General features: G+C 65.7%; 27 protein-coding genes. 21 read left to right on the forward strand and 6 right to left on the reverse strand.

All coding sequences use genetic code 11. The features are described from left to right. Together dusA and P1K30_RS15645 are read left to right on the forward strand one after the other, a co-directional pair. Entirely contained in the window at positions 1-1,020 is a 1,020-nt protein-coding gene (gene dusA / locus P1K30_RS15640) for a tRNA dihydrouridine(20/20a) synthase DusA (RefSeq protein WP_275633697.1), read from the forward strand. A gap of 105 nt (positions 1,021-1,125) precedes the next feature. After that, a complete protein-coding gene (locus P1K30_RS15645) occupies positions 1,126-1,950 on the forward strand; it encodes a sulfite exporter TauE/SafE family protein (RefSeq protein WP_275633698.1) in 825 nt (274 codons plus the stop codon). A gap of 53 nt (positions 1,951-2,003) precedes the next feature. Here the strand turns inward: P1K30_RS15645 and P1K30_RS15650 are convergent, their stop codons facing one another. Genes P1K30_RS15650 through ccmI form a run of 3 tightly spaced genes read right to left on the reverse strand, consistent with a single transcriptional unit; the run spans position 2,004 to position 3,957 of the window. Continuing rightward, positions 2,004-2,243, reverse strand: coding sequence for a DUF1289 domain-containing protein (locus P1K30_RS15650; protein WP_275633699.1), 240 nt, complete (start codon positions 2,241-2,243; stop codon positions 2,004-2,006). Then, on the reverse strand, positions 2,240-2,710 hold the full coding sequence (gene ruvX, locus P1K30_RS15655; protein WP_275633700.1) for a Holliday junction resolvase RuvX: 471 nt from the start codon (positions 2,708-2,710) through the stop codon (positions 2,240-2,242). Before ruvX ends, P1K30_RS15650 begins: the two co-directional genes overlap by 4 nt. Continuing rightward, the gene (gene ccmI, locus P1K30_RS15660) at positions 2,707-3,957 is read right to left on the reverse strand and encodes a c-type cytochrome biogenesis protein CcmI (protein ID WP_275633701.1); all 1,251 of its coding nucleotides are present in this window, start codon (positions 3,955-3,957) and stop codon (positions 2,707-2,709) included. Before ccmI ends, ruvX begins: the two co-directional genes overlap by 4 nt. A 208-nt stretch (positions 3,958-4,165) precedes the next feature. Between ccmI and P1K30_RS15665 the strand changes: the two genes are divergently transcribed. The 9 genes from P1K30_RS15665 to P1K30_RS15705 all read left to right on the forward strand — a co-directional run bounded on the left by P1K30_RS15665 (position 4,166) and on the right by P1K30_RS15705 (position 12,885). After that, positions 4,166-5,410 (forward strand): sarcosine oxidase subunit beta family protein, encoded by a 1,245-nt coding sequence (locus tag P1K30_RS15665; protein WP_275633702.1) that lies wholly within the window; start codon positions 4,166-4,168, stop codon positions 5,408-5,410. Between the two features lie 154 nt (positions 5,411-5,564). Then, entirely contained in the window at positions 5,565-5,876 is a 312-nt protein-coding gene (locus tag P1K30_RS15670) for a hypothetical protein (protein ID WP_275633703.1), read from the forward strand. 260 nt (positions 5,877-6,136) lie between these two features. Continuing rightward, the gene (locus P1K30_RS15675) at positions 6,137-6,424 is read left to right on the forward strand and encodes a hypothetical protein (protein ID WP_275633704.1); all 288 of its coding nucleotides are present in this window, start codon (positions 6,137-6,139) and stop codon (positions 6,422-6,424) included. A 78-nt stretch (positions 6,425-6,502) separates the two neighbouring features. Next, positions 6,503-6,832: a sarcosine oxidase subunit delta gene (locus P1K30_RS15680; RefSeq protein ID WP_275633705.1), complete on the forward strand. Its 330-nt coding sequence runs from the start codon at positions 6,503-6,505 to the stop codon at positions 6,830-6,832. After that, complete coding sequence (locus tag P1K30_RS15685) at positions 6,829-9,843, forward strand: sarcosine oxidase subunit alpha family protein (RefSeq protein ID WP_275633706.1); 3,015 nt, start codon at positions 6,829-6,831, stop codon at positions 9,841-9,843. The genes P1K30_RS15680 and P1K30_RS15685 overlap by 4 nt, the downstream gene beginning before the upstream one ends. Beyond that, positions 9,836-10,408, forward strand: coding sequence for a sarcosine oxidase subunit gamma (locus P1K30_RS15690; RefSeq protein ID WP_275633707.1), 573 nt, complete (start codon positions 9,836-9,838; stop codon positions 10,406-10,408). The genes P1K30_RS15685 and P1K30_RS15690 overlap by 8 nt, the downstream gene beginning before the upstream one ends. A 105-nt stretch (positions 10,409-10,513) precedes the next feature. Then, complete coding sequence (locus tag P1K30_RS15695) at positions 10,514-11,113, forward strand: superoxide dismutase (protein ID WP_275633708.1); 600 nt, start codon at positions 10,514-10,516, stop codon at positions 11,111-11,113. Between the two features lie 311 nt (positions 11,114-11,424). Continuing rightward, a complete protein-coding gene (locus P1K30_RS15700) occupies positions 11,425-11,937 on the forward strand; it encodes a toxin-activating lysine-acyltransferase (RefSeq protein WP_275633709.1) in 513 nt (170 codons plus the stop codon). Between the two features lie 12 nt (positions 11,938-11,949). After that, positions 11,950-12,885 carry a Hint domain-containing protein gene (locus P1K30_RS15705; protein WP_275633710.1) on the forward strand — a complete coding sequence of 312 codons (936 nt, stop codon included), beginning with the start codon at positions 11,950-11,952 and terminating at the stop codon, positions 12,883-12,885. Positions 12,886-12,945: 60 nt separating this feature from the next. Here P1K30_RS15705 and P1K30_RS15710 read toward each other — a convergent pair whose 3' ends face one another. Continuing rightward, the gene (locus P1K30_RS15710; protein ID WP_275633711.1) at positions 12,946-13,206 is read right to left on the reverse strand and encodes a hypothetical protein; all 261 of its coding nucleotides are present in this window, start codon (positions 13,204-13,206) and stop codon (positions 12,946-12,948) included. 114 nt (positions 13,207-13,320) lie between these two features. On the opposite strand from P1K30_RS15710, the gene P1K30_RS15715 reads away from it, so the two are divergent. The 4 genes from P1K30_RS15715 (at position 13,321) to rarD (ending at position 15,995) form a co-directional block, all read left to right on the forward strand. Beyond that, the gene (locus tag P1K30_RS15715; protein WP_275633712.1) at positions 13,321-14,274 is read left to right on the forward strand and encodes a LysR substrate-binding domain-containing protein; all 954 of its coding nucleotides are present in this window, start codon (positions 13,321-13,323) and stop codon (positions 14,272-14,274) included. A gap of 25 nt (positions 14,275-14,299) precedes the next feature. Further along, a complete protein-coding gene (locus P1K30_RS15720; RefSeq protein WP_275633713.1) occupies positions 14,300-14,530 on the forward strand; it encodes a hypothetical protein in 231 nt (76 codons plus the stop codon). Then, positions 14,530-14,979 (forward strand): host attachment family protein, encoded by a 450-nt coding sequence (locus tag P1K30_RS15725; RefSeq protein WP_275633714.1) that lies wholly within the window; start codon positions 14,530-14,532, stop codon positions 14,977-14,979. Before P1K30_RS15720 ends, P1K30_RS15725 begins: the two co-directional genes overlap by 1 nt. Before the next feature lie 74 nt (positions 14,980-15,053). Continuing rightward, positions 15,054-15,995: an EamA family transporter RarD gene (gene rarD / locus P1K30_RS15730; RefSeq protein ID WP_275633715.1), complete on the forward strand. Its 942-nt coding sequence runs from the start codon at positions 15,054-15,056 to the stop codon at positions 15,993-15,995. On the opposite strand, the gene P1K30_RS15735 is transcribed toward rarD, so the two are convergent. After that, on the reverse strand, positions 15,935-16,489 hold the full coding sequence (locus P1K30_RS15735) for an LOG family protein (protein ID WP_275633716.1): 555 nt from the start codon (positions 16,487-16,489) through the stop codon (positions 15,935-15,937). The two genes, rarD and P1K30_RS15735, sit on opposite strands and share 61 nt — an antisense overlap. A gap of 101 nt (positions 16,490-16,590) precedes the next feature. Here P1K30_RS15735 and P1K30_RS15740 point away from each other — a divergent pair, with 101 nt between their 5' ends. The 6 genes from P1K30_RS15740 to P1K30_RS15765 all read left to right on the forward strand — a co-directional run bounded on the left by P1K30_RS15740 (position 16,591) and on the right by P1K30_RS15765 (position 23,281). Next, entirely contained in the window at positions 16,591-18,444 is a 1,854-nt protein-coding gene (locus P1K30_RS15740) for a LysM peptidoglycan-binding domain-containing protein (protein WP_275633717.1), read from the forward strand. Positions 18,445-18,598: 154 nt separating this feature from the next. Beyond that, a complete protein-coding gene (locus P1K30_RS15745) occupies positions 18,599-20,503 on the forward strand; it encodes an ABCB family ABC transporter ATP-binding protein/permease (protein ID WP_275633718.1) in 1,905 nt (634 codons plus the stop codon). 91 nt (positions 20,504-20,594) lie between these two features. Next, positions 20,595-21,788 carry a multidrug effflux MFS transporter gene (locus tag P1K30_RS15750; RefSeq protein ID WP_275633719.1) on the forward strand — a complete coding sequence of 398 codons (1,194 nt, stop codon included), beginning with the start codon at positions 20,595-20,597 and terminating at the stop codon, positions 21,786-21,788. A gap of 92 nt (positions 21,789-21,880) precedes the next feature. Beyond that, positions 21,881-22,609, forward strand: a complete 729-nt coding sequence (locus P1K30_RS15755) for a heme ABC transporter permease (protein WP_275633720.1) — start codon at positions 21,881-21,883, stop codon at positions 22,607-22,609. Continuing rightward, a complete protein-coding gene (gene ccmD / locus P1K30_RS15760) occupies positions 22,606-22,761 on the forward strand; it encodes a heme exporter protein CcmD (protein WP_275633721.1) in 156 nt (51 codons plus the stop codon). The genes P1K30_RS15755 and ccmD overlap by 4 nt, the downstream gene beginning before the upstream one ends. Further along, the gene (locus tag P1K30_RS15765; RefSeq protein ID WP_275633722.1) at positions 22,754-23,281 is read left to right on the forward strand and encodes a DsbE family thiol:disulfide interchange protein; all 528 of its coding nucleotides are present in this window, start codon (positions 22,754-22,756) and stop codon (positions 23,279-23,281) included. The genes ccmD and P1K30_RS15765 overlap by 8 nt, the downstream gene beginning before the upstream one ends. Positions 23,282-24,149: 868 nt before the next feature. On the opposite strand, the gene P1K30_RS15770 is transcribed toward P1K30_RS15765, so the two are convergent. Then, positions 24,150-25,091 (reverse strand): Hint domain-containing protein, encoded by a 942-nt coding sequence (locus P1K30_RS15770; RefSeq protein WP_275633723.1) that lies wholly within the window; start codon positions 25,089-25,091, stop codon positions 24,150-24,152. Between the last annotated feature and the right edge of the window lie 256 nt (positions 25,092-25,347).

Here is a 25,347-nt window from a genome sequence, read left to right on the forward strand (position 1 = left end):
ATGTCACACGACCTGCACACCGCCGCCCGCCTGTCCGTCGCCCCGATGATGGATTGGACCGACCGGCACTGCCGCTATCTGCACCGGCTGCTTAGCCGGCGGACGCTGCTGTACACCGAGATGGTGACGGCGCCTGCGCTGGTGCGCGGGGATGCGCGGCATCTGTTGCGGTTCGACGCGGCAGAGCATCCGGTGGCGGTGCAACTGGGCGGCTCGGACCCGGCAGAGCTGGCGCAGGCCGCGCGGATGGCGGCGGACGAGGGCTATGACGAGGTTAACCTGAACGTCGGCTGCCCGTCCGACCGGGTGCAGTCCGGCTGTTTCGGGGCGGTGCTGATGGAACGGCCCGCGCTGGTCGCCGACTGCGTGGCCGAGATGATCGCAGCGCAACCCCTTGAGGTGACGGTGAAATGCCGGATCGGCGTCGATGATCAGGTGCCGGAAGACGTGCTGCCGGATTTCCTTGAGCGGATGCGCGATGCCGGGGTGCGGCGGGTGACGATCCACGCGCGCAAGGCGTGGCTGCAGGGGCTGAGCCCGAAGGAAAACCGGGACATCCCGCCGCTGGACTACGACCTTGTGAAGGCGATGAAGCGCGCGTTCCCCGAGCTTCACGTTTCGATCAACGGCGGCATCGCGACGCTGGACCACGCGGCGGACTTGCTGAACGACGGTCTGGACGGCGTCATGATCGGGCGCGCGGCCTATCACCAGCCCGCCGATATCCTGCTGGACGCCGACCGGGTGATCTGGGGCGAAACACCGCCGCTGGAGACCGCCGAGCAGGCGGTCGAGTTGATGAAGCCCTATATCGAGGCGCACCTCGGCGAGGGGGGCAAGCTGGCGCAGGTGACCCGGCACATGCTGGGCCTGTTCGCCGGTCGTCCCGGCGCGCGCGGCTGGCGGCGGGTGCTGAGCGAGAACGCGCACCGCTCTGGCGCGGGCCTTGAGGTTCTCGACGCCGCGTTGGCGCAGGTCACCGGAGCCGGAGCAGACGCGGCCGAACGGCTGGCGTCCTAGCGCACCATCGCCCGAAGCCTCTGACACGGGCTGGAAAAATCTCATGGACCTTCCCGCACGGATGCGGTTTTACGGAACGGCACCCCGTATCCAAGGACCGCTTCCATGCCCGACACACTGCTTCTGATCCAGCTTCTTGTGATCCTGATGGCGATCGGCGGGATCGCAGGGGTGCTGGCCGGGCTGCTTGGCGTCGGAGGCGGCATCGTCCTTGTGGCAGCGTTCTTCTATTCCTTTCAGGCGCTTGGCTACTTCGGCGAGCAGTTGATGCAGGTCTGCCTTGCGACGTCGCTGGCGACGATCATCGTCACCTCGGCGCGGTCGGTGCTGTCGCACAACAAGAAGGGCGCGGTGGACTGGGATGTGCTGAAAACCTGGGCGCCGGGTATCGCGGTCGGTGCGCTGATCGGCGTGCTGGTGGCGGCGCAGCTGAAGACGCGCGAGTTGCAGGTCATCTTCGGCATTCTCGCGATCACCATCTCGGCCTACATGGCCTTCGGCCGTCTGCACTGGCGGCTGGGCGATACCATGCCCACCGGGGTTGCCCGCGCGGCGTTTTCCCCGGTGGTGGGCTTCCTGTCGGTGCTGATGGGGATCGGCGGCGGCAGCTTCGGCGTGCCGCTGATGACGCTGTACGGCAAGCCGATTCACCGGGCGGTGGCGACGGCTGCGGGCTTCGGCCTGCTGATCGCGGTGCCGTCGGTGGTGGCGTTCTTGTTCGTCACCATCGAGCCGGACTCGCGCCCGCCGTTCACCGTCGGCGCGGTGAACCTGCCGGCCTTCTTCATCGTGATCTGCATGACGCTGCTGACGGCGCCGCTGGGCGTGAAGCTGGCGCACCGGATGAACCCGGCGCCGCTGAAGCGGGTTTTCGCGGTGTTCCTGTTCCTGGTCGCGCTGAACATGATCCGCAAAGCCGTTTGGGGGTAGGGCGCAGAATTTTCTAGAAAATTCTGTGCCGCACGATCTTCTGGAAGATCGTGCTAACCGCCGTTCCGCTCGATCTTCCCACGCCGACCGCCGCGACGGCGTTTCAGCAGATCCGCCCGGCCGGGCAGATCGGCGATGATGGCGCGGCGTTCGTCGGGGCTAAGACGCAGCCAGTTGCCGATCTCGTCCGGGGTGCGCAGGCAGCCGGTGCAGATCCCCGCCTCGCGGTGGACGACGCATATCCGAATGCAGGGGCTTTCGAAGTCGTCCCGGCTGCCCGGCCCGCCGGTCATCCGCGCAGGTGCCTCAGCCGGTCCAGCGCCCCTTGCAGGATGAAGCTGGCCGCGACGTGGTCGATGACCTCGGCGCGGCGGCGGCGCGAGGTGTCGGCTTCAAGCAGTGCGCGCTCGGCGGCGACGGTGGACAGGCGTTCGTCCCAATAGCCGATGGGCAGGTCGGTCAGCTGCGACAGGTTGCGGGCGAAGGCGCGGGTGGATTGCACGCGCGGCCCTTCCGAGCCGTCCATGTTGATTGGCAGACCCAGCACGATGCCGCCCAGCGACCGTTCTGCCGCGATTTCCATCAGGCGGGCGGCGTCGGCGGTGAACTTCTTGCGCTTCACCGTCTCCATCGGGGTCGCGACGGTCAGCAGACTGTCCGACACCGCGACGCCGATGGTCTTGGTGCCGAAATCCAGCCCCATCAGCCCGCGCATCGGGGGCAGAGCGGCGGCGAAGGCGATGAAGTCGTCGTGGATCATTCGGCCACCCCCGCAAGCTGTGCGGCGGTGCGGATCAGGTCCAGCGCCTCGGGCGCGTCGGCGAAGACGGTCTGCGCCTCGGTCCAGATTGCACCGGCGCGGTCCAATTCCTGCACCACGCCAAGGGCGCGGATCAGGCGGGCCCAGTCCTCGGGCGGGCCGCCGTCGGTCGCCAGCCGCTCGGCCAGCCCGTCGACCATGCCGCGCACCATCTGGTCGCGTTCCTCGGGTGTCAGGTCCGCCGCGGCGTCGATGTCGCCCTGCGTCGGTCCCGGGCTGTCCGGGCCGACGATGGGCGGCGCCGAGGGCGGGGTCCAGCGCACGCCGGCCAGTTGCGCCACCTGCGGCATCTGCGCCAGCACCGGCGCGACCCACGGGTCGTCCGGCGCGCTGTCGGTCAGCAGGCGGTCCCACGTCGAGAACGCAAGATCATAGCGGTGCACCTGCAGATGCAGCAGCCCGTCATAGTAGCGCGCGGCCCCGTTCGCGGGGTCCAGCGCCAGCGCGCGGTCGATCGCGGTGCCAGCCTCGGACGAGACGATGCCGCCCGCGGCAAGGATCATCAGGTCGGCAAGGTCGGCGTAATCGTCGGCGGTCACGTCGTCGCCCTTTACCGCGTTCAGCCGCTGCTTTGCCGCGTAGGCGGCGGCGAAGTTGCCCAGCCGCGCCTCGTTCGTCACCAGAAGCTCCAGCCCCTGCGGATCGTCGGGGTTCTCTTCCATCGCGGTGCGCAGCCGGTCCATCAACTCGGCAAACCGGGCGTCGGGGGTGATCTCGGGCATCGAGTCGGCGGCCGCGGCCTCTAGCTCGGCCTGTCGGCGCGCAGCCAGCAGTTCCTCGGCGGCGTTGATGCGGGCGGCCAGCGGCATGTCGGGATAGTCCGGCGCGCCAAGCGTCCAGTACAGACCGAAGGCCCCGGCCAGCACGGCAACGCCGGTACAGACGGCGGCAGCGATCGACAGGCCGCGCGGTGCGGTCGCCTCGGCTTCGGCGGCGCGGGCGGTGCGGTCAGCGTCCAGCAGGCGGCGCGAGACTTCGACGCGCACCCGCTCGGCTTCGGCTTCGGTCAGGACGCCGCGCGCGACGTCGCGTTCGACCTCTTGCAACTGGTCGCGGTAAACCTGCACGTCGTAGGCCGCCGCCGGATCCGCCGCCAGCGCCCGGCCACGCAGCAGGGCCAGCACCAAAAGCGCCGTCACCGCCAGCGCCAGCAGCGCGGATATGATCCAGAATGCCGAAAGTACCATGTGTCCTCCGTGTCCAGTGACCCATCTATCCATTGCCGTCCGAACGCAAAACCCCAAATGGACCGGTGGCCGCTCACGCTTGCGTCGGGGGGCGCGGAATGTACGATTTGCCGCATGTCGCAAATCCGGCTGCAAGTGCCGCTGGCACGCTTCACACAAGGCCGCACCCGTTCCAGAAAGACCTGAAAGAAGCGAAGGGATTCGCCTGATGAAACGCTATTCCGCCTTTGCCATCGCCCGAGAGGCATTTCGCCAGCACACCGGCTGGGAACGGGCGTGGTCGTCGCCCGAACCGAAGAAGAAGTACGACGTCGTGATCGTCGGTGCCGGGGGCCACGGGCTGGCCACCGCCTACTATCTTGGCAAGAACTTCGGCATCACCAACGTCGCGGTGATCGAGAAGGGCTGGCTGGGGGGCGGCAACACCGGGCGCAACACCACGATCATCCGGTCGAACTATCTTCAGGACCCGTCCGCCGCGATCTTCGAAAAGGCGCGCAGCCTGTACGAGACGATGAGCCAGGACCTGAACTATAACGTGATGTTCAGCCCGCGCGGTGTGATGATGCTGGCGCAGACCCACCACGAGGTCCGCGGCTGGCAGCGCACGGCCCATGCCAACAATCTGCAGGGCGTGACGACCGAGTACATCGGCCCCGAGCGCGTGAAAGAGCTGTGCCCGATCATCAACATCGAAGGCCCGCGCTATCCCGTTCTGGGCGCGCTGTGGCAGGCGCGCGGGGGCACCGCGCGGCACGACGCGGTTGCGTGGGGCTATGCGCGGGCCTGTTCTGCGATGGGGATGCACGTCATCCAGAAATGCGAAGTCACCGGCGTCCGGTCCGAGGGCGGCAAGGTGAAGGGTGTCAGCACCACCAAGGGCGACATCGATTGCGACAAGCTGGGCATCGTCGTCGCCGGGCATTCCGGCGTGCTGGCGGATATGGCGGGCTTTCGTCTGCCGGTGGAAAGCGTCGCTTTGCAGGCGATGGTCAGCGAGCCGATCAAGCCCTGCATGGACGTGGTCGTGATGGCCAACACCGTGCACGGCTACATGTCGCAATCCGACAAGGGCGAGATGGTGATCGGTGGCGGTGCGGACGGGTACAACAACTATACCCAGCGCGGTAGCTTCCATCACATCGAGGAAACCGTGCGCGCCCTGATCGAGACCTTCCCGATGATCAGCCGCCTGAAGATGCTGCGCCAGTGGGGCGGCATCGTGGACATGACCGGCGACCGGTCTCCGATCATCTCGAAAACCCCGCTGGACGGCTGCTTCATCAACGCGGGCTGGGGCACCGGCGGGTTCAAGGCGATCCCCGGGTCCGGCTGGGCGATGGCCGAACTGATGGCCAAGGGGCAGTCGCCGCTGGCCGACGGCTTTGGGCTGGACCGCTTCCGTGCGGGCCGCTTCGTGGACGAAAGCGTCGCGGCGGGGGTGGCGCACTGATGCCAGTGGACCGGCGGGATCACTGTGCGCACGGCGTTTGCCGGTGCTCCGTCGGCGTTTCCCTGCCGATGGCCGGTGCCGTGCGGGGTCGGGCAGGGAACCGAACCGTTCTTAGTCGCGTTGGCTCGCCAACTGACGCGAAAGGAACGATTACATGGTTGATCAGAACATCCAGCGTGACCGCGAATACGTTCGCGAGACCAACACTTCGGGCGGCGGCATGTCCGTCATGGCCTTCATCGTCGGCGGGCTTGTCGTGCTTGTCGGCATCCTCGCTTTCGTCTTCTGGGGCGATCTCGACGGCAGCTTCGGCGGCGCCGGGACCAGCACCGGCGGCGGCGACGTGTCCGTCACCGTCGAAAGCGAAGCACCGTCCGCTCCGTCCGCAACTGACGGCGCGGCTGAAGAGACCGCAGCCCCCGACGCTGCGACGACTGGCGGCGCTGACGTCGAAGCCGGCAACTGATGCCGGCATCGCCCGCGCCCTGCGGGCCGAACTTCGGGGGGCCGCGTGATGTTGCGCGGTCTCCCCACTCTGCGAGTTTCGGCGGTTCGTCGCCCAACGCAGCCCAAACGGCCCACCGCAGACCGCCCCTTGGCGGCAGCTTGCCGAACAAATCGAACATCATTGGCGGCTTTCGGCCTGCCGCTCTTCCGGGCGGGAAACAGGCCTGTTGCCCAGCCTCGGGAAGCCCTACTTTCGCCGGGTCGAAAGGAGGGCGTTACATGCAAGACGTCCAGCAGTTTGCCCGGTCCTCGGACCTTTGGATCTGGCTGTGCGGCCTTGGGTCGCTTCTGCTTCTTGGTTTCATTCTTCCCGGCCAGTCGTTCGACGATGGCCGGTCGTCCGCCGCGCACATGGGCCCGCACACAAGCCCGTACGCAGCGGTGCGCCCCGACGCGCGTATCGACCCAAGTCCCGACATCCGGATGGGCAGCGCCATGCTGCTTCCGCGCATCGCGCCCGAGCCTCTTTTCGTTCCCGAGCTCGTCGCGACAGCGTCCGTCCGCTAACGAATTCACCACCACTCACGACCACCTGACGGGCGGGCATTTCTTGATGCCCGCCCTTTTGCCATGCAGGAGCGCCCAATGCTGATCCTGACCTGCCCCTATTGCGGAATAGAGGCCGACGAAACCGAGCTGTCTCCTGGCGGTGAAGCGCACCTGACGCGGGTCGGCCCCGGTTCGGACGACGCGGACTTCGAGGGGTATCTGTTCCACCGCGAGAACCCCAAGGGCGTGCACTTCGAACGCTGGCGTCACGCGATGGGCTGCGGCAAGTGGTTCCACGCCGCGCGGTGCACCGTGACGCTGGAGGTGTTCGGCACCTATTCGGCGCAGGTGACCGAGCCACCGGCAGAGATCCGCGAAAAGATCACGACCAAGCGACCCGGCTGGAGCTGGAGGGGTATCGAATGAGCACGCGTCTGGGCACGGGCGGGCGGTTCCTTGATCGGGGACGGCCGCTGGAATTCACCTTCAACGGCAAGCGGATGAAGGGCTATCAGGGCGACACGCTGGCCTCGGCGCTGCTGGCCAACGGTCAGACGCTGGTGGGGCGGTCGTTCAAGTATCACCGCCCGCGCGGTATCGTCGCCTCGGGCGCCGAGGAACCCAACGCACTGGTCAACCTTGGCCGCGATGGCCGGTTCGAGCCGAACCAGCGCGCGACCACGCAAGAGCTGTTCGACGGGCTGACGGCGGAAAGCCAAAACCACTGGCCCAGCCTTGAATTCGATGTCGGCGTGGTGAACAACTATGCCTCGAAATTCCTGCCGGCGGGGTTCTACTACAAGACCTTCATGTCGCCGCGCCCGGCGTGGAAGCACGTCTTCGAGCCGTTCATCCGCAAGTCGGCGGGCCTTGGCCGCGCGCCGGTGGACCGCGATGCGGACATCTACGAACATTTCCACCTGCACGTCGACATTTTGGTCATCGGCGGCGGCATCGCCGGACTTGCGGCGGCAAAGCAGGCCGCGGCCTCTGGCGCCAGCGTGCTGGTGGTCGAACAGACCGCACACTGGGGCGGTCGTGCGCCCGTTGATGCGGGCGAGATCGACGGCGTTCCCGCCGGCGCGTGGGTGAAGAACGCGGTGGAAGAGCTTGATCGTATGGACAATGTCCGGATGATCACCCGCTGCATGGGCTCTGGCGTCTACGATCATGGCTCGGTTCTGGCGTACGAGCGTCTGACCGACCACGACCCGCAGGACGGCAAGCCCCGCCACCGGCTGTGGCGCATCCGGGCCAAGCACGTCATCACCGCCACCGGCGCGATCGAACGCCCGCTCAGCTTTGCGGGGAACGACCTGCCCGGCGTCATGCTGGCCGGGGCCGTGCGCGACTATGCGGTGAACTGGGGCGTCAGCGCCGGCGACCGCACCGTCGTGGTCACGAACAACGATGACGCCTACCGCACCGCCTTCGCGCTGGTCGAGTCCGGGCTGAAGGTCGCGGCCATCGTCGACGCCCGCGCCACGCCGCAAGGGCCGTTGATCGAGAAGGCCCGCGCGATGGGCATCCGCGTCGAAACCGGCCGGGGCGTCGCCAAGGTAAAGGGCCGCGCACGGGTCGAGGGCGTTGCGATCACCACGCAGGCGGGCGAGGGCGCGGTTCTGGAAACCATCCCCTGCGACGTCGTCGCGATGTCGGGCGGCTGGTCTCCGGTGGTGCACCTGTGGTCGCACTGCGGCGGCAAGCTGACGTGGGACGACACGCAGGCCTTCTTCCGCCCGGACCGTACCAAGGCGCCGACCGGCGACAAGGGGCAGGCGTTCGTGACGGTCGTCGGGTCGGCCAACGGGATGCTGGCCACCGCCGAGGTGCTGGCCGACGCCCACGCGGGCGGCGGATCGGTGGCCGAGGCGGTGACGGGCAAGGCGCCCGAGGCGTCCCCCGCACCGCAGGCAGAGGCCGAGACGCCCGCACCGATCGAACCCGTCTGGATGATGCCGCAGGGCGCCAGCCACGAGCTGCGCAGCAAGATGTGGCTGGACTATCAGAACGACGTGAAGGTGTCCGACGTCCAGCTTGCGGCACGCGAGGGGTACGAAAGCGTCGAGCATACCAAGCGGTACACCACGCTTGGTATGGCGACCGATCAGGGCAAGCTTAGCAACATCAACGGTCTTGCCGTGCTGGCGCAGTCGCTGAACGCCGAGATCCCGGCGGTCGGCACCACCACCTTCCGCCCGCCGTATACGCCGATCTCGATGGGCTCGATCGCCGGCGAGGCGCGGGGCGAGATCTTCCAGCCGCTGCGGCGCACCCCGATGGATGCTTGGCACGATGCCAACGGCGCCTACTGGGAGCCGGTGGGCCACTGGCGGCGTCCTTACTGCTATCGCGGCGTGTCGGAAACGGCTGCCGAGGCGGTGAACCGCGAAGTGAAGAACGTCCGCGAAGGCCTTGGTTTGCTTGACGCTTCCACGCTGGGCAAGATTCTTGTGAAGGGGCCGGACGCGGGCCGGTTCCTTGACATGATGTACACCAACATGATGTCGACCCTGAAGGTCGGGCGCTGTCGCTATGGCCTGATGTGTTCCGAGAACGGCTTCCTGATGGACGACGGCGTCGTCGCCCGCGTGGGCGAGGACGAGTGGCTGTGTCACACCACCTCGGGCGGGGCCGACAGCATCCATGCGCACATGGAGGAATGGCTTCAGACCGAGTGGTGGGACTGGAAGGTCTACACCGCCAACCTGACCGAGCAATACGCCCAGATCGGCGTCGTCGGCCCGAAGGCCCGCGAGGTGCTGGAACTGCTGGGCGGCATGGATGTCTCGAAAGAGACGCTTCCGTTCATGGCGTGGGCCGACGGCACGCTGGACGGCATTCCGGTGCGGATCTTCCGCATCAGCTTTTCGGGCGAACTGTCGTTCGAGATCGCCACCAAGGCGGGCTACGGGCAGGCGCTGTGGGACAAGCTGATGGAGGCGGGCCGGGTGTTCGGCGCGATGCCCTATGGCACCGAGGCGCTGCACGTCCTGCGGGCCGAGAAGGGCTTCATCATGATCGGCGACGAAAGCGACGGCACGGTGATCCCGCAGGATCTTGGCCTCGACTGGGCGATCTCGAAGAAGAAGGACGACTTCATCGGCAAGCGGGGCCAGCAGCGGTCGCACTTCACCGATCCCGAACGGTGGAAGCTGGTCGGGCTGGAAACCACCGACGGCTCGGTGATCGAGGACGGCGCCTATGCGGTGGCGGCGGGCGAGAACGTCAACGGCCAGCGCAACGTGCAGGGGCGCGTGACGTCGACCTATTGGTCGCCGACGCTGAACCGCGGCATCGCGATGGGTCTGGTCTCCCACGGTCCGGACCGGATGGGCGAGATCGTCGAGTTCACCAAGGAAGACGGCGGGACCGTCGCGGCGAAGATCGTGTCGCCCGTGTTCTATGACCCGGAAGGGGAGAAGCAGAATGTCTGATCCAGTTGGCGCACTTCAGCCCGGCACCCACGCGGGCTTTGCCGAGATTCAGGTGCTGCCGCCGCAGGGCATGATCGCGCTGCGCGGCGACCTGTCGGACGCGGGGGTCAAGGCCGCCGTCACCGCCGCCGTTCCGCTGGACGTGCCGGGGCCGAACGCGGCCAGCTTCGACGGCACGCGGGGCATCTTCTGGATGTCGCCCGACGAACTGCTGTTGCTGTGCCCCTATGCCGAGGTCGCGGGACACGTCGACAGCATCGGCGCGGCGCTGGCGGGCACGCATCACCTTGTCGCCGACATCTCGGACGCGCGCGCCGTGTTCGCGGTCGACGGGGTGGACGCGCGCGAGGTGCTGGGCAAGCTGACGCCCGCCGATCTTGCGCCTTCGGTCTTCGGGCCGGGCACCTTCCGGCGTACCCGGCTGGCGCAGGTGGCCGCGGCGGTTCTGTGCGAAACGGACAACCGCTTTGTGCTTGTCTGCTTCCGTTCGGTCGCCGGATATGTCCACGAACTTCTGAAAACAGCGGCAATTCCGGGAAGCGAAGTCGGATATTGGCGCGATTGACGCGTCGGCGGCGGGGGGATTTCCCCGCCGGACCCCTTGACCTGACGCGTTCCATGCCATTTCTGTGCCGTGGAACTCATTCCTACACGACAAGGGGGACCCCCAATGGCTTTCGAACTTCCCGATCTGCCCTACGCCCATGACGCGCTGGCCGACAGCGGCATGTCCAAGGAGACGCTGGAGTATCACCACGACATCCACCACAAGGCTTACGTCGACAACGGCAACAAGGCCATTGCGGGGACCGAGTGGGAAGGCAAGTCGGTCGAAGAGATCATCAAGGGCACCTACGACGCCAACGCCGTCGCCCAGAACGGCATCTTCAACAACGCCTCGCAGTTCTGGAACCACAACCAGTTCTGGGAGATGATGGCCCCCGGCGGCACCGGCATGCCCGGCGAGCTGGAAAAGGCGCTGGTCGAAAGCTTCGGCTCGGTCGACAAGTTCAAAGAAGACTTCTCGGCGGCTGGCGCCGGTCAGTTCGGCTCGGGCTGGGCTTGGCTGGTCAAGGACACCGACGGCGGCCTGAAGGTCACCAAGACCGAGAACGGCGTGAACCCGCTGTGCTTCGGCCAGACCGCTCTGCTGGGCTGCGACGTGTGGGAGCACTCGTACTACATCGACTTCCGCAACAAGCGTCCGGCCTACCTGACCAACTTCCTTGAGAACCTGGTCAACTGGGAAAACGTCGCTTCGCGCATGTGATCCCGACAGGTTCCAGTGGGGCGCTTCGGTGCCTCGCGAACCGGATTTCGAAACGCCCTCGCAGCCTGCTGCGGGGGCGTTTTTCGTTTCCGCCTTCAAGGAAGCAGCGTCAAGCGGCTGGTCAAAATGATAATGATTGACATTGCAACTAAAATTCTTAATAACTGCGGATAGTTACAAGTTTGGCCCTTCGTCAGGCGCGCGCAACACCAAGGGTGTCATACGCGGCGCGGCGGGACGCCTCGGTTTCTTTGCAAGACATTATTTCCGCCCGCACCGCGTTGCCGGGGCAGGGCAAGCACAGAGCAGACATGCGAACGCCCCCGACCGGCCTTCAGGCCGAATTTCCCGACGACGCGCAGATCCGCCAGTACGGCGACCTGGCTTTTCTATACCTGCGATCGGTTCCGCATCAGCGGTGGTCGGTCAGCGATCTCAGGCGGGCGATGCAGCCGCCGGTCGATCTTGGGCAGTTGCGGATTTTCTATCACGAGGGCGCGCCGCGCGCGGCCTTCACCTTCGCGCTCCTGAACCCCGAAACAGAGGCAAAGCTTATCTCCGGGCAGATGCTCGACCCGTCGGACTGGCGCTCGGGCTCGATCCTCTGGGTCGTCGAGATGATCATGCCTTACGGCCAGGAGACCGGCGCGGACATGGTCCGTTGGCTGAAGGCCCACCTGCCGGACACCGTCGACCGTGTGCGATACCTGCGGACAAAGCGCGCCGACCGTCCCGCGAAGGTGATCGAGGTGCGCCGGATCGAGGGCGCGCGCTGGGGCACCCGGGTCGTTACACCGAAATTGACAACCGAAGAACACGCGTAAGGAGAGAGCAGGATGGGTATTGAAATCAACGAAATGGCTGGCGCGGACTCGACGAGTTCCCAGAGCGAAGGCTCAACGCAAGACGACTTTGTCTACAACGTGTACGTCGAAGAGGGCGAAAGCGTCACGCTGACGGGAGACTGGGACAATTCCCTTGATCGTGATGGTCAGACTGGGAATGGGGACGGCCAGTATACCGTAATGAGCGGCCTGCCCAGCTTTGGCAGCTTCTCCCTCAGTTCGACCGATGGCGCCATGAGCTGGAGCTTTACCTACGACGATCTTGTCGCAAATGGCGGCACCACGCAGCAGGTCGTCTTTACGGTTCAGGGGCAACATGACTACGGCGGTATCGATACCGACACCGTGACGGTCAACATCACTTGCTTCGTCACCGGCACCCGCATCTCGACGCCGCAGGGCGACCGCAAGGTCGAGGATCTGCGCATCGGTGATAGCGTCACCACCGCCGACGGGCGCGAGGTTGCGATCCGCTGGATCGGCCGTCAGCACATCGACAACAACGTTTTCCTGCCACAGACGCAGTGCCCGGTCGTGATCTCGGCGGGTGCGCTGGGGCAGGGGCTGCCGAACCGCGATCTGTACCTGTCGGCCGACCACGCGATGGTGCTGGACGGTCTGATGATCACGGCAGGCGCGCTGGTGAACGACAGCACGATCCGTTTCGTGCACCGGGCCGACATGCCGCGTGCGTTCACCTATTTCCACATCGAGACCGAGGCGCACGACGTGGTGTTGGCCAACGGTGCCGCATCGGAAACCTATGTGGATGAGCGTGACCGCGCGAACTTCGACAACTACGCGGAATACGTGGCGCTGTACGGCGACGCGCGGACGATCACCGAGATCGACATGCCCCGCATCTCGACCGCGCGTTTGGTGCCCGCCGTCATCCAGCACCGGCTGGCGACCCCGATCGCGGCCTAGGGCGGTCCGGCTTTTTGCACGACAAGGCCCCGCGTCCGATGACGCGGGGCCTTTTACGTGTCACCGCCCGAACAGGATCGCGTCGGCGTCGGGACGATCTGCGTGATGGATCACCCGCACGTTTTCCCGCCGCCAGACGGTGGCGTCGGGCGTGCTTTCTTGCGGGCAGGTGTCAAAGCCCACGTCCCGCAGCAGATAGGGCGGCAGGGTGCCCAGATTGGCGTAAGGGTCTTCGGTGGGGGCAGGTTTCCTGCGCCATCCGAGCGGCCATGCACGAAGAAGACGGGCGAAGGCGGTTGGCGGGTGTATCGCGTCTGTCATGGCATTATCCCATTTCATTATGTTGGGTGCCATTGGGATACCTGGGCACCGGGCTATGCAGCAAACCACTTAATCGGATAGTATGGGTCAGGAAACCTGATCCATGAGGCCGTCATGCGCCTGCCGCCCCTGAATGCCCTGCGTGCTTTCGAGGCCGCCGCCCGCCACGAAGGCTATATTGCCGCCGCCGAGGAGCTGCACGTCACGCGCGGCGCGATTAGCCGGCATATCAAGCTGTTGGAGGATCACCTTGGCGTTCAGCTGTTCCGCCGCCACGCGAAAGGCGTCGCCCTGACAGAGGCGGGGCGGAACCTTCAGCCGGTGCTGGAACGCGCGTTTTTCGACATCGCCACCGGTGTTGAACGGATCTCACGCGATGCGCAGGAGCTTCGCATCCTGTGCCCGCCCGCGACATCTTTGCGGTGGCTGATGCCGCGTCTGGACGACTTCCGCACCTGCCACCCGGACATTCGGGTGCGGTTGACGACCGATTTCCATACGCCGTCGGGGTTCGACAATACCGAGTATGATATCGGCTTTTCGGTCTCGAACTGGCCGCGCAACGACGCTCGCATCGCGGTCGAGCCGTTATTTCCGGTGATAATGACACCCGTCTGCACCCCCGCGCTGGCAGAAAGCCTGCGCGCTTCGGGGCCAGAGGGGCTGGCCGACACCACGCTTCTTCACGACACGCCGCGGCGCACCGACTGGCGCGACTGGCTGGCGACCTTCCCGGTGAGTGGCGTTTCCGAGACAACGGGCGATACGTTTCCGAACCTCGACATGGCGGTGAAGGCGGCGGTGATTGGGGCCGGGGTGGTGATGGCCGATCTTGCGCTGTGCCGCGACGAGCTCGAGTCCGGCGCGCTTGTGGCGCCCTTCCCGGATTTGGCCTGTCAGGCCAGCTATGGCGACGTCTGTCTTGTCGGGGAACGAAGCCGGTGGGAGGACCCGAAGGTCCGCCTGTTCCGCGACTGGGCCCGGAAGGCGGCGCAGGCCGACCGCGATCGGCTGCAACACGCTGACGCCGGGTCGGGCATGGAACGCGGGGCCAAGGGCCTGCGTTGACCTCCAAAGCAAAGGAGGAACCGATATGGCAGAGCGTGCAAGATCCAAGGACGGGCACCGCGAGACCGAGGAGATCCTCGGCCAGAAGCCCGAAGAAATGAGCCCCGCACCGACCGAACAAGGCCGGAACGGCGGCGAAATCCAGCGCAAGGTCGGCACCCGTGATGAAGGCAAGCGGTATGACGAGACCTCGGCCGGGAACACCCGCCCGCTGGCGCAGGATCAAAACGGCAGCGGCGACAAGGAGAAGGTGTAGTGACCCATATCCGTAAAGGCACATGGGTGCTGATCGCCGATGGCGAGAAGGCGCTGTTTCTGCGGAACGATCTGGACGAGGAAAACCTCGACCTGAACGTCGTGCGCATCGAAGAGCAGGATAATCCGTCGGACCGCGAACAGTCGGCCAACCGCCCCGGTCGTATGCAGGACACGGGCGTCGGCCAGCGGTCTGCGCTGGACGACACCGACTGGCATGAACTGGCCAAGGAACGCTTCGCCGACGATCTGGCGGACATCCTGTATAAGCAGGCGCACAAGGGCCGGTTCGACGAGATCGTCATCTGCGCGGCTCCGAAAACCTTGGGCGAGATTCGTGACAAGCTGCACAAGGAAGTCGCCAGCAAGGTGATCGCAGAGATCCCGAAAGATCTGACCAATCATCCGCTCGACAAGGTCGAGCAGATGCTTTCGACCGAACTGGCCTGACGCTGGGTCGCCCCCGGGCGAAGGGTTGACATCGCCGCCCCGGATGCGCCTGTGGCGCGCAAACGGAGGCGGCGATGTCGGACGATACGAAAGGCGTGATCGCGGTAGCGGTCGCGTCGATCCTTTGGGGCCTTGTGCCCATCTACTACAAGCTGCTGGCCCATATTCCGCCGCTGGAAGTGTTGGCGCATCGCACGATCTGGTCGCTGGTGTTCTTCGGTCTCGTTCTGATGATTCAGGGCCGCCTTGCCGAGGTTCGGGCGCTGCTGGCGCACCGCGCCGGGCTGATTGCCATCGCGGCGGCGGCTCTTCTGATTTCCTGCAACTGGCTGCTGTTCATCTACGCGGTACAAATTGACCGCGTGACCGAGGCGTCGCTGGGCTATTACATCATGCCGCTGCTGTCGGTCGTGCTGGGCATGGTCTTTTTCGGCGAAAAGCTTAACCGCACGCAGGCGGTCGCGGTCCTTCTGGCGGCGGCGGGCGTGTCTGTGCTGACATGGGGGCTGGGGGCCGCGCCGTGGATCTCGATCGGGCTGGCGTCGCTGTTCGGGCTGTACGGCGCGATCAAGAAATACGTGGACGCCGGGCCCGTGGTGTCGGTGTCGGTCGAGGTTCTGCTGCTGGTGCCGCTGGCCATTCTGTGGCTGTGGGGCGTGCACACGCAGGGCTGGACCGGTCTGACGGGGCGCGCGCTGGGCATCTTCGGGCGTGACTGGATGGACAGCCTGCTGCTGATGGTGTCAGGACCGCTGACCGCGATCCCGCTGATCCTGTTTTCCTATGCCGCACGGCGCGTGCGGCTGTCGACCGTCGGGCTGGTGCAGTACCTGAACCCGACGCTGCAATTCCTTGTCGCCGTGGTCCTGTTCGCCGAGCCCTTCACCAAGTGGCACGCCATCGCCTTCCCGATGATCTGGGTGGCGCTGGCGATTTACTCGGTCTGGGCGGTGCGTCAGGAAAGGTCGGCGCGCAGGGCCGCGACCAGTTCGTCCACGGTGTCGACCACAACGTAGAAGTCCCGCAGCGATTTGTCGGCGAAGCCCTCGTTGATCGTCTGTTCGATCAGGGCGAGCAGCGGCTGCCAATAGCCCTCGATATCGACAAGGTAGATGGGCTTGGCGTGCAGCGTCAGCTGGCGCCATGTCAGCACCTCGAAGAACTCGTCCAGCGATCCGGCGCCGCCGGGCAGCACGACGATCGCATCCGAGTTCATGAACATGACTTTCTTACGCTCGTGCATGTTCTCGGTGATGATGAAGCTGCCAAGATCGCGCTTCGCCATTTCGCGCGCCAGCAGGTGCACCGGGATCACCCCGAAGGTCGATCCGCCCGCATCCTGCGCCGCGCGCGACACCGCGCCCATCAGGCCGACATCGCCGGCGCCATAGACCAGACGCCAGCCTTCCTTGGCCATCTGTTGGCCAAGATCGGTGGCCGATTGCACGTATTCGGGTTTCGCGCCGTTGCGTGAGCCGCAAAAGACACAGACGGAATGGGGAACGGACACCAGATATAGCCCTCGCAGCAATGGGTTTTGACCACAGATAGCCGGGTTGATAGGATCGCTCAACCGCCCGACGGGGGTGCCGGGCGGTGTTGGAGAGAGAAATGCTGACAAGGATCGGTTCTTTGGTCGGTGGGGGGCGCGCGGCGGGTGCTGTGATCGTTGCGCTGGTTGCCGCTGCACTTGGTTATGGCGGCTGGCAGCTTGCCGGTCCCGAGGCGGATCCAGAGGCGGGCCCAGACGGCGACATCGCGGGGGTCGAAGCGCCGGACGCCGAGACGCCCGATCCCGACACGTCCGCTTCCGAAAGCTCTGACGACGCGTCAGACAGCGCGCCCGAGACGGTGGCAGACGTCGCGCCGGATGAGGCGCCCGAGACCGTGCCGGAAACCCCCGAACTTCCCGAAGCGGCAGCGCCCGAGCCGCCGGTGTTCGACGTGGTCCGCGTCGACGCCGATGGCAACGCCCTGATCGCGGGCCGCGCGATGCCCAACGCAGAGGTGTCGGTTCTGCTGGACGGGGTCGAGGTGTCGAAGACGCCTGCGGGGTCGGACGGCAACTTCGTGTCGATGTTCTCGGTCCCGCCTGCGGACGTGCCGCGGGTGATGAGCCTTGAGATGCAGTCAGAGGGAGAGGACAAGATCCCGTCCTCTGCCACGGTGATTCTGCAACCCGCGCCCAACGGCGCCGCGCCCGAGGTGGCGGGGCTGCCCGAGGCTGACGGGGCTGACCCCGATGCCGACACGCCCGACGCGGATGTCGCCGAAGCGCCCGCGTCGGACGGTACTGCGCCCGTTCCGGATGACAGCACGCCGACAGGCGACGCGCCTGAATTTGCCGGGGCGCCCGAAGGGGCAGAGCCTCCGGCGCAGGACGGTGAAACGGCGGATGTGGCTGATCCCGATGCGCCCGAGGCGACCGAACTGGCCGAGGCCGATATGTCCGGCGATGACCCCGCTGCCGCGACCGAGGATGGCGCCGGGGACAGCGATCTTGTCGGCACGGTGGCGCGCGGGCTGGCTGTCGGGGCCGGAGCCGCTGCGGACGCCGTTGTGGACGGTTTGACCGGAATGACGGACGCAATCCCGGACGGGACGGACACCGACACCGAGACGGCCGATAGCGCCGACCCGGCCGAGGGCGACGCCGAGGCGGTGGACACCGCACAGGATGCCGACGCGCCCGATGGCGACGCTGCCCCTGTCGAGACGGCAGAGGACGCCGACGCACCCGGCACCGACACCGCGCCGGTCGAGACCGTCGAAGCGCCCGAGACGCCCGAGCTTGACGCGCCCGAGGCGGTTGCCGCAGGCGAAGGTCCGGTGGTGCCCGACGCGGGCGAGGCGCCCGACGTGCCCGCCGCGCCGTCCGTGCTGTTGGCCGACGACACCGGCATCCGCGTGTTGCAGTCCGGCGGCGCCGAAACCCGGCCCAATCCCACCGTCGAGATCGACACGATCACCTACGACCCCGAGGGCGAAGTCGCCGTCGGCGGGCGCGGCGGCAGCGGTGGCTTCGTGCGGCTTTACCTCGACAACCGGCCGATCAAGACCACCGAGATCGGTGTCGACGGCCAGTGGTCGATGGATCTGCCCGACATCGACACCGGGCTTTACACCCTGCGCGTCGACGAGTTGGACGCGGACGGCGAGGTCGTCTCGCGGGTCGAAACTCCGTTCAAGCGCGAAGAGCCGGAGCTTCTTGCGGCGCTTGAAACCTCGCGCGACGGGGATGCCACCGGCGATGGCGACGGCGACGGCGACGGCGACGGCACCGCGACAGCTTCGGCGCCACGGCCCGAACTGCTGACGGTTCAGCCGGGGAATACGCTGTGGGGCATCGCCTCGACCCGCTATGGCGACGGGATGCTGTACGTGCGCGTGTTCGAGGCGAACAAGGAACGCATCCGCGATCCGCACTGGATTTATCCCGGACAGGTGTTCGCGATCCCCGAGTGAGACATGGCCTGCGGTCAGGCTTCGTTCATGCTACGGTCGGGCCCGTGCGCTGGCTGCGGGGGCCATCTATTGGCGTGCGGGCTGGTCAATCACGTCTTCGGCACCTACGTAGGACTGTCCCACGCGCCAAGGAAGCCCGATGCCACCTAGCAAAATGACCGATTGGAATGCCCCCGAAGCCCGCCGCAGCGGGATGAACGTGGTGGTGAAGGTGGCGCCGTACCTTTGGCCGGACGACAAGCCGTGGGTAAAGCGGCGCGTGGTGGTGGCGCTTTTAATGCTGCTGGTCGCCAAGCTGATCGCCGTGGGCACGCCTTTCTTCTACAAGGCCGCCGTCGACTCTTTGTCGGGGGACACTGACAACGCCGCTGTCTGGCTGGCGATCGGGGCGGTGGGCCTGACCGTGGCCTATGGCATGGCCCGGCTGATGAACGTGGGGTTTCAACAGCTGCGCGACGTCGTCTTCGCTGCCGTGGGCCAGCGCGCCCTGCGGCAACTGGCGCTGGAGACGTTCCAGCACATGCACGCCCTGAGCCTGCGCTATCACATCACCCGCAAGACCGGCGGTCTGAGCCGCATCATCGAACGCGGTGTGAAGGGCGTCGAGTTCCTGCTGCGCTTCCTGTTGTTCTCGATCGGGCCGCTGCTGTTGGAACTGCTGCTGATCGCGGTGGTGCTCGCCGTGGTTTTCGACATGTGGTACCTCGCCGTCGTTTTCGTGACGATCGGTCTGTACATCTGGTTCACCTTCAAGGTGACCGAATGGCGGGTGAAGATCCGCAAGCAGATGAACGATCAGGACACCGACGCGAACCAGAAGGCGATCGACAGCCTGCTGAACTTCGAGACGGTGAAATACTTCGGCGCCGAGCGCCGCGAGGCGACACGGTACGACGGGGCGATGGCGGGCTATGAACAAGCGGCGCTGAAGACCTCGTACTCGCTGGCGTTCCTGAACTTCGGCCAGTCGCTGCTGATCACCGCGGGGCTGGTGATCGTGATGGTCATGGCCGCCGTGGGCGTGCAGAACGGCAGCCTGACGGTCGGCGATTTCGTCATGGTCAACGCCTACATGATCCAGATCACCATGCCGCTGAACTTCCTCGGCACCGTCTACCGCGAGATCCGGCAGGCGATGATCGACATGTCCGAGATGTTCGACCTGCTGGAACAGCCCGCCGAGGTGAAGGATGCCCCCGACGCCAAGCCACTGGCCGTGACCGGCGGCGAGGTTGTGCTGGACGACGTCCGCTTCGGCTATGACCCCGAGCGCCCGGTGCTGAAGGGCGTGTCGATCCGCGTCGGCGCGGGCGAGACGGTGGCCATCGTCGGCCCGTCCGGGTCCGGCAAGTCGACCATCGGACGGCTGCTGTTCCGGTTCTACGACGTCACCGGCGGGGCGATCCGGATCGACGGGCAGGACCTGCGCGCCGTCACGCAGGAAAGCCTGCACGCGCAGATCGGCGTGGTGCCGCAGGACACGGTGCTGTTCAACGACTCGATCCTGTACAACATCGCTTACGGCCGCCCCGACGCCACGCGCGACGAGATCGAGGCCGCCGCGCGTGCCGCGAAGATCCATGACTTCATCCGCTCGCTGCCGGAAGGCTATGACACGCAGGTGGGCGAGCGCGGTCTGAAGCTGTCGGGCGGCGAGAAGCAGCGCGTCGGCATCGCCCGCACGCTGCTGAAGAACCCGCCGATCCTGCTGCTGGACGAGGCCACCAGTGCGCTGGACACCGAGACCGAACGCGACATCCAGTCCGAGCTGAAGGCGATGGGCGAGGGGCGCACGGTGGTCACCATCGCGCACCGCCTGTCCACCATCGCCGATGCCGACCGCATCGTGGTGTTGGTGAAGGGCGAGATCGTCGAGGAAGGCACCCACGCCGAATTGCTGGCGGCAAACGGACGCTATGCGTCGCTTTGGTCGCGGCAGGCCGCCGAGCTCCCGGACGACGAACCGCGTCTGGCGCATCCCGGAAAGGATATCCCGGACCCGGCGGACGAGGGCATGGTTCCCGCTGACGGCTCGTGGCGATGGGTGGACGAATCCTGACAGGCGGCAATCACGTGCTTTGCGCATGTATTTCGCTTGCCCCAACGTCGCGCTGCTTCTAAGGGGGGACCAAGTTTCAAGGACCGCCCCGATGTACCGTTTCGCCCTTATCCTCGGCATGCTGGCCGCCATTGGCCCCTTTGCCATCGACATGTACCTGCCGGCGATGCCGGGCATAGCGGCGGATCTGTCCGCCTCGGCCAGCGGGACGCAGCTGACGCTGACCGCGTTCTTTCTGGCGTTCGGGCTATCGCAGCTAGTGTATGGCCCCTGGGCCGATCAGGCGGGGCGCAAGCGCCCGCTGTACACCGGGCTGACCATCTTCGCGCTTGGGTCGGTCGGCTGCGTGCTGGCGCCGTCGCTGCCGGTGCTGGTGGCCTGCCGCTTCTTGCAGGGGATGGGCGGCGCCGTGGTCATGGTGATGCCGCGCGCCATCGTGCGCGACCTGCACACCGGGCCCAAGGCCACGCGGCTGATGGCGACGGTGATGCTGGTGATTTCGGTCTCGCCGATGCTGGCGCCGCTGGCGGGCAGCGCGGTGATGGGCTTTGGCGGCTGGCGCGGCATCTTCGCGATCCTCGCGGTGCTGGGCGTGCTGGGGCTGGTGCTGACCGCCCGCGCGCTGCCCGAGACGCTGCCGCCCGAACGCCGGGTGCCGGTTAACCTGAAAAGCCTTGGCGCGGGGCTGCGCCGGTTGCTGACGGACCCGACCTTCATGGGGCTGACCTTTATCGCGGGCTTCGGCATGGCCAGCTTCTTCGTGTTCCTTGCCAGCGCGTCCTTCGTCTATGTCGACCAGTTCGGCCTGTCGCCCACCGGTTTCTCGCTGGCCTTCGCGGTCAACGCCGTCGGGTTCTTCAGCGCCTCGCAGGTCGCCGGACCGCTGGCCGAGCGCATCGGCATCACCCGCGTCATCCTGCTGGGGGTGGGGGCCTTCCTGTGCTTTTCGCTGGCCACGCTGTCGCTGGTCGCGGCGGGCGGCGGGCTGGTGGTGATCATGGGCGGTCTGTTCCTTGGCAACGCGGGGCTGGGGCTGGTGATCCCGACGGTGTCGGTGATGGCGCTGGACGCCCACGGCAAGATCGCAGGCCTTGCCGCGTCGCTGGGGGGCACTCTGCAGATGGTGACGGGCGGATTGATGATCGTGGTGTCGGGGCTGTTCTTCGACGGAACGGCAGTGCCGATGCTGGCGATCATCGCGTCCTGCGCGGTGGTGGCGGCGCTGTTGGCGGCGTCGGTTCTGCCCCGTCTGGTCCGGGCACAACGCGCGGCGGCGATGCTGTAGCCCCACGGTTGTCCAAGACGTTACCACAGGACGCGGTAGCGGGGTCCGCCGGGGCTTGTTGCCCGCCGGGAAGGTCAGTAATCCTGCTGCCCATGTCGATCTGGGAATACGCCAACCCCGTCAGGTTCATGACGACCTCGCAGAAGCTTCTACCGTGGATCGGGGGGCTGGCCGCGCTGTGCCTTGCCACCGGACTGGTCTGGGGCTTTTTCTTCACCCCTGACGATTACCGGCAGGGATCGACGGTCAAGATCTTCTACCTGCACGTCCCCGCCGCGATGATGGCGATCAACGCGTGGGCGATGATGCTGGTCGCCTCGCTGGTCTGGATCGTGCGCCGCCACCATGTCTCGGCGCTTGCCGCCAAGGCCGCCGCGCCGGTGGGGGTGACCTTCACGCTGATCGCGCTGTTCACCGGGGCGATCTGGGGGCAGCCGATGTGGGGGACGTGGTGGGCGTGGGATCCGCGCCTGACCTCGTTCCTGATCCTGTTCCTGTTCTACCTTGGCTACATGGCGCTGTGGGCCGCGATCGAGAACCCGGACACTGCGGCTGACCTGACCTCGGTCCTGTGTCTTGTGGGGTCGGTCTTCGCGATCCTCAGCCGCTATGCCGTCAACTTCTGGAACCAGGGCCTGCATCAGGGCGCGTCGCTGTCGCTGGACGCCGAAGAGAACGTCGCCGACGTGTTCTGGTACCCCGCCTTGGTGGCCATCGCGGGCTTCGTGCTGCTGTTTCTGGCGCTGGTGCTGCTGCGCACGCAGACCGAGATCCGCCGCCGCCGCCTTCACATGCTGGAAATGCGCGAGAGGATGGGATGATACCCGAGCTTGGCAAATACGCCGGCACCGTGCTGTCGGCCTATGGCATCAGCCTGTTGTTGTTGCTGGGCGTCGTGGCGCTGAGCGTGGTGCAGTGGCGGCGCATGAAGCGGCGGCTTGCAGCGGCGGAGGCGCGGCGCAGCAATGGTTAAGCCGCTGATCCTTCTGCCGCCCGTCCTGTTCGCGGGGCTTGCCGCGCTGTTCCTGCTGGGCATGAACCGCGACGACCCCGACGCGCTGCCGTCCAGCATCGAGGGGCAGGCCGCGCCCACGCTGACGGTGACGCCGCTGGAACCGCTGCCCGGGTTCGACGCGGACACGCTGGCCATGCCCGGCGTGAAGCTGGTGAACTACTGGGCCAGCTGGTGCGCCCCGTGCCGGGTGGAACACCCCAACCTCGAGGCGCTGGCCGCCGAGGGCGTGCCGATCTACGGCATCAACTACAAGGACGACCCCGCCAAGGCGCTGGGCTTCCTGGAAGAGCTGGGCAACCCCTATGCCGGCGTGATGGCCGACGGCGGCCGGACCGCGCTGGACTGGGGCGTATACGGCGTGCCCGAGACCTTCGTGCTGGACGGCGATGGCAATGTGGTTCTGAGGTTTGCGGGTCCTGTGACCCAGCGGGTGATCGAAGAACGGATCCGCCCGGCAATGGAGCGCGCCGCCGAGTGACGGCGCGCTCTGGCTAATCAGCCGATATAAGCGATGACGACCATAAGGGCGAAAAAGCCCAGTTCAGCCACCGGCCAAATCAATGAAGCTCTGCGTTGCAGCGGCACGCTGGTATCGATTTGCATAACGTTTCCTTACCCCTCTCAATGAGGGCAAATTAGAACGTCGATGCCTCGATCTCTAGGTCGCGATTCAGGGTACTTACGGAATGTAAGTGCATTCTGGGGGCGAATTTGTACTTAAGTATATGTTTGCGGCGGGAATGTGCGGCCTTGTGGCCAAAAAAAGGCAAAAGGCCACAATCTTAGGTAGTATGGGCTCTGAAACATAACCGCACAATTAAACCGATCTCTGGATATTGTAGGTGTTACCTAAACGAATCCCGAGTCGGGCGCGGTTTCCGAGGGCGGCAGACGCGGTCGAAATCCAGATCTGGAATTCAGGCGCGGACGGCACCCACCGGGGCAGGCGACGGGCGCGTCCGTTGGCCGAAAGTTGCCCGGATTATCTGGCTAAGTGGCTGATAATAATGCGCAAAGCCTTTCCTTTGGCTTTGGTGGTCCGTCGTGAGGCCGCGACAGCGTAGCCTTGTTGGCCGGGATCGAACCGGGGGCATGAGCATCCTTGCGACAAAGCGCAAAACTCGGGAGAGGATTTTCCGGCGAAAGCCAGCCGACAGTTAATGCCGTTCAGGTGCCTGCCGTCGTCCAAAGCGCCAAGTTTCGGCGGGCGTTGTCCAACTTTGCCACATTGGTTTCGATCAAGGGGGGCTTTGCGGCCTGCAGCACCGGTGCGGGGACGCGGTGTCGGGGGTCTTTGGGGTCGTTGAGGTCGGGCGCGCCTTGCGGCGGCGCGCCCGTTTTTCGCTTTAGCCGAACACGACCAGGTCGGCGTCGCGGGCGTCTTCTTCGACGACGCCCAGCTTGGCCTTGATCGACGCGGGGAGGAGCCGCGACGAGGCGATGCGCGGAAGCGCGATCTCGGGGAACATCCGCTCGCAGCCGTAAAGCGACATGTACTCATCGTAGTTGTCGAACAGCTTGCGTTCGGCGGCGTCGATGAATGTCTCGGACGGGGCGCCCTCGGCAAGGATCACGTCGTGGGCATCCGTCTCGATGTGGTACACGACCACATCCTCGGGAAGCTCGGCCAGCGGGGCCCAATCGACGCCGGGGACGTCCAGCAGAGCGGCGGCGTTCACGACATGCCCGTCGATCACCATGCCGTGGTCAGCGGTCACGCGAAGATCGCGCTTGGGCAGGCCGCCGCCAAGCGCGCCGGCCGTGATCTTCACGATCTCTTTCGCGCCGGACAGCATCCGACGTTGCAGGCTCATGCGGCCGACCCACCTTACAGCGACGGACCGTCCTTCGGCGGTCAGGATGTCGTCGCCGACTGACAAAGCTTCGACGGCGACATCGCCGCCGGGGGTCGCGATGCCCGCGCCTTCGGCAAAGCAGACAACCGCGCTGCCGGTGCTGTCGATCCCGATCGTCAGAGACAGGCCAGCGCCGACGGGTTGGCCGTCGGGGAAGTAAAAGTAGGTCGTCCCGCCGGAGTCGAAGGCGATAACATCGCGCGGGTCGAGTCCAAGAAGACTGGCGGTACCATTGCCGATGTAGTCAATGGTTGTGCCGTTCAGTGTGGTGACACCATCGTCGGTTTGGTCAAGGACAAGGTCGTCATCATTCAGATCGGACGGGGAGACAAGGGTGAGGTCAGAAAGAAGGACTGTATTTGTTCCACCGATATTGAGGGTCACAAGCCCTCCGTCGAACGAGTATAGATCGGATAGACTGATCGTCGGCATTACATACCTCCAATGGGCTGGTTACTGGTACTAGGTCGTCCGGAGTTCCTGAGTGGTGTTGAGGCCTTAACTACAAATCGTAGGAGTCGCCCGAAAAAGGTGACAAGAAGATTCTTGTTATAGTTGTCAAAAATCACAATTCTGACATTTTTAGATTTCGAGAAAATCCAGTTAACTATTTGGTGGGCATACAAAAAATTGAGTTTGCTGCCGTGATGTTTGTGGCGGAAAGAAGGGATGTTACTTATTGGGTTAA

The organism is Psychromarinibacter halotolerans (genome assembly GCF_029168315.1).
GTDB lineage: Bacteria > Pseudomonadota > Alphaproteobacteria > Rhodobacterales > Rhodobacteraceae > Psychromarinibacter > Psychromarinibacter halotolerans.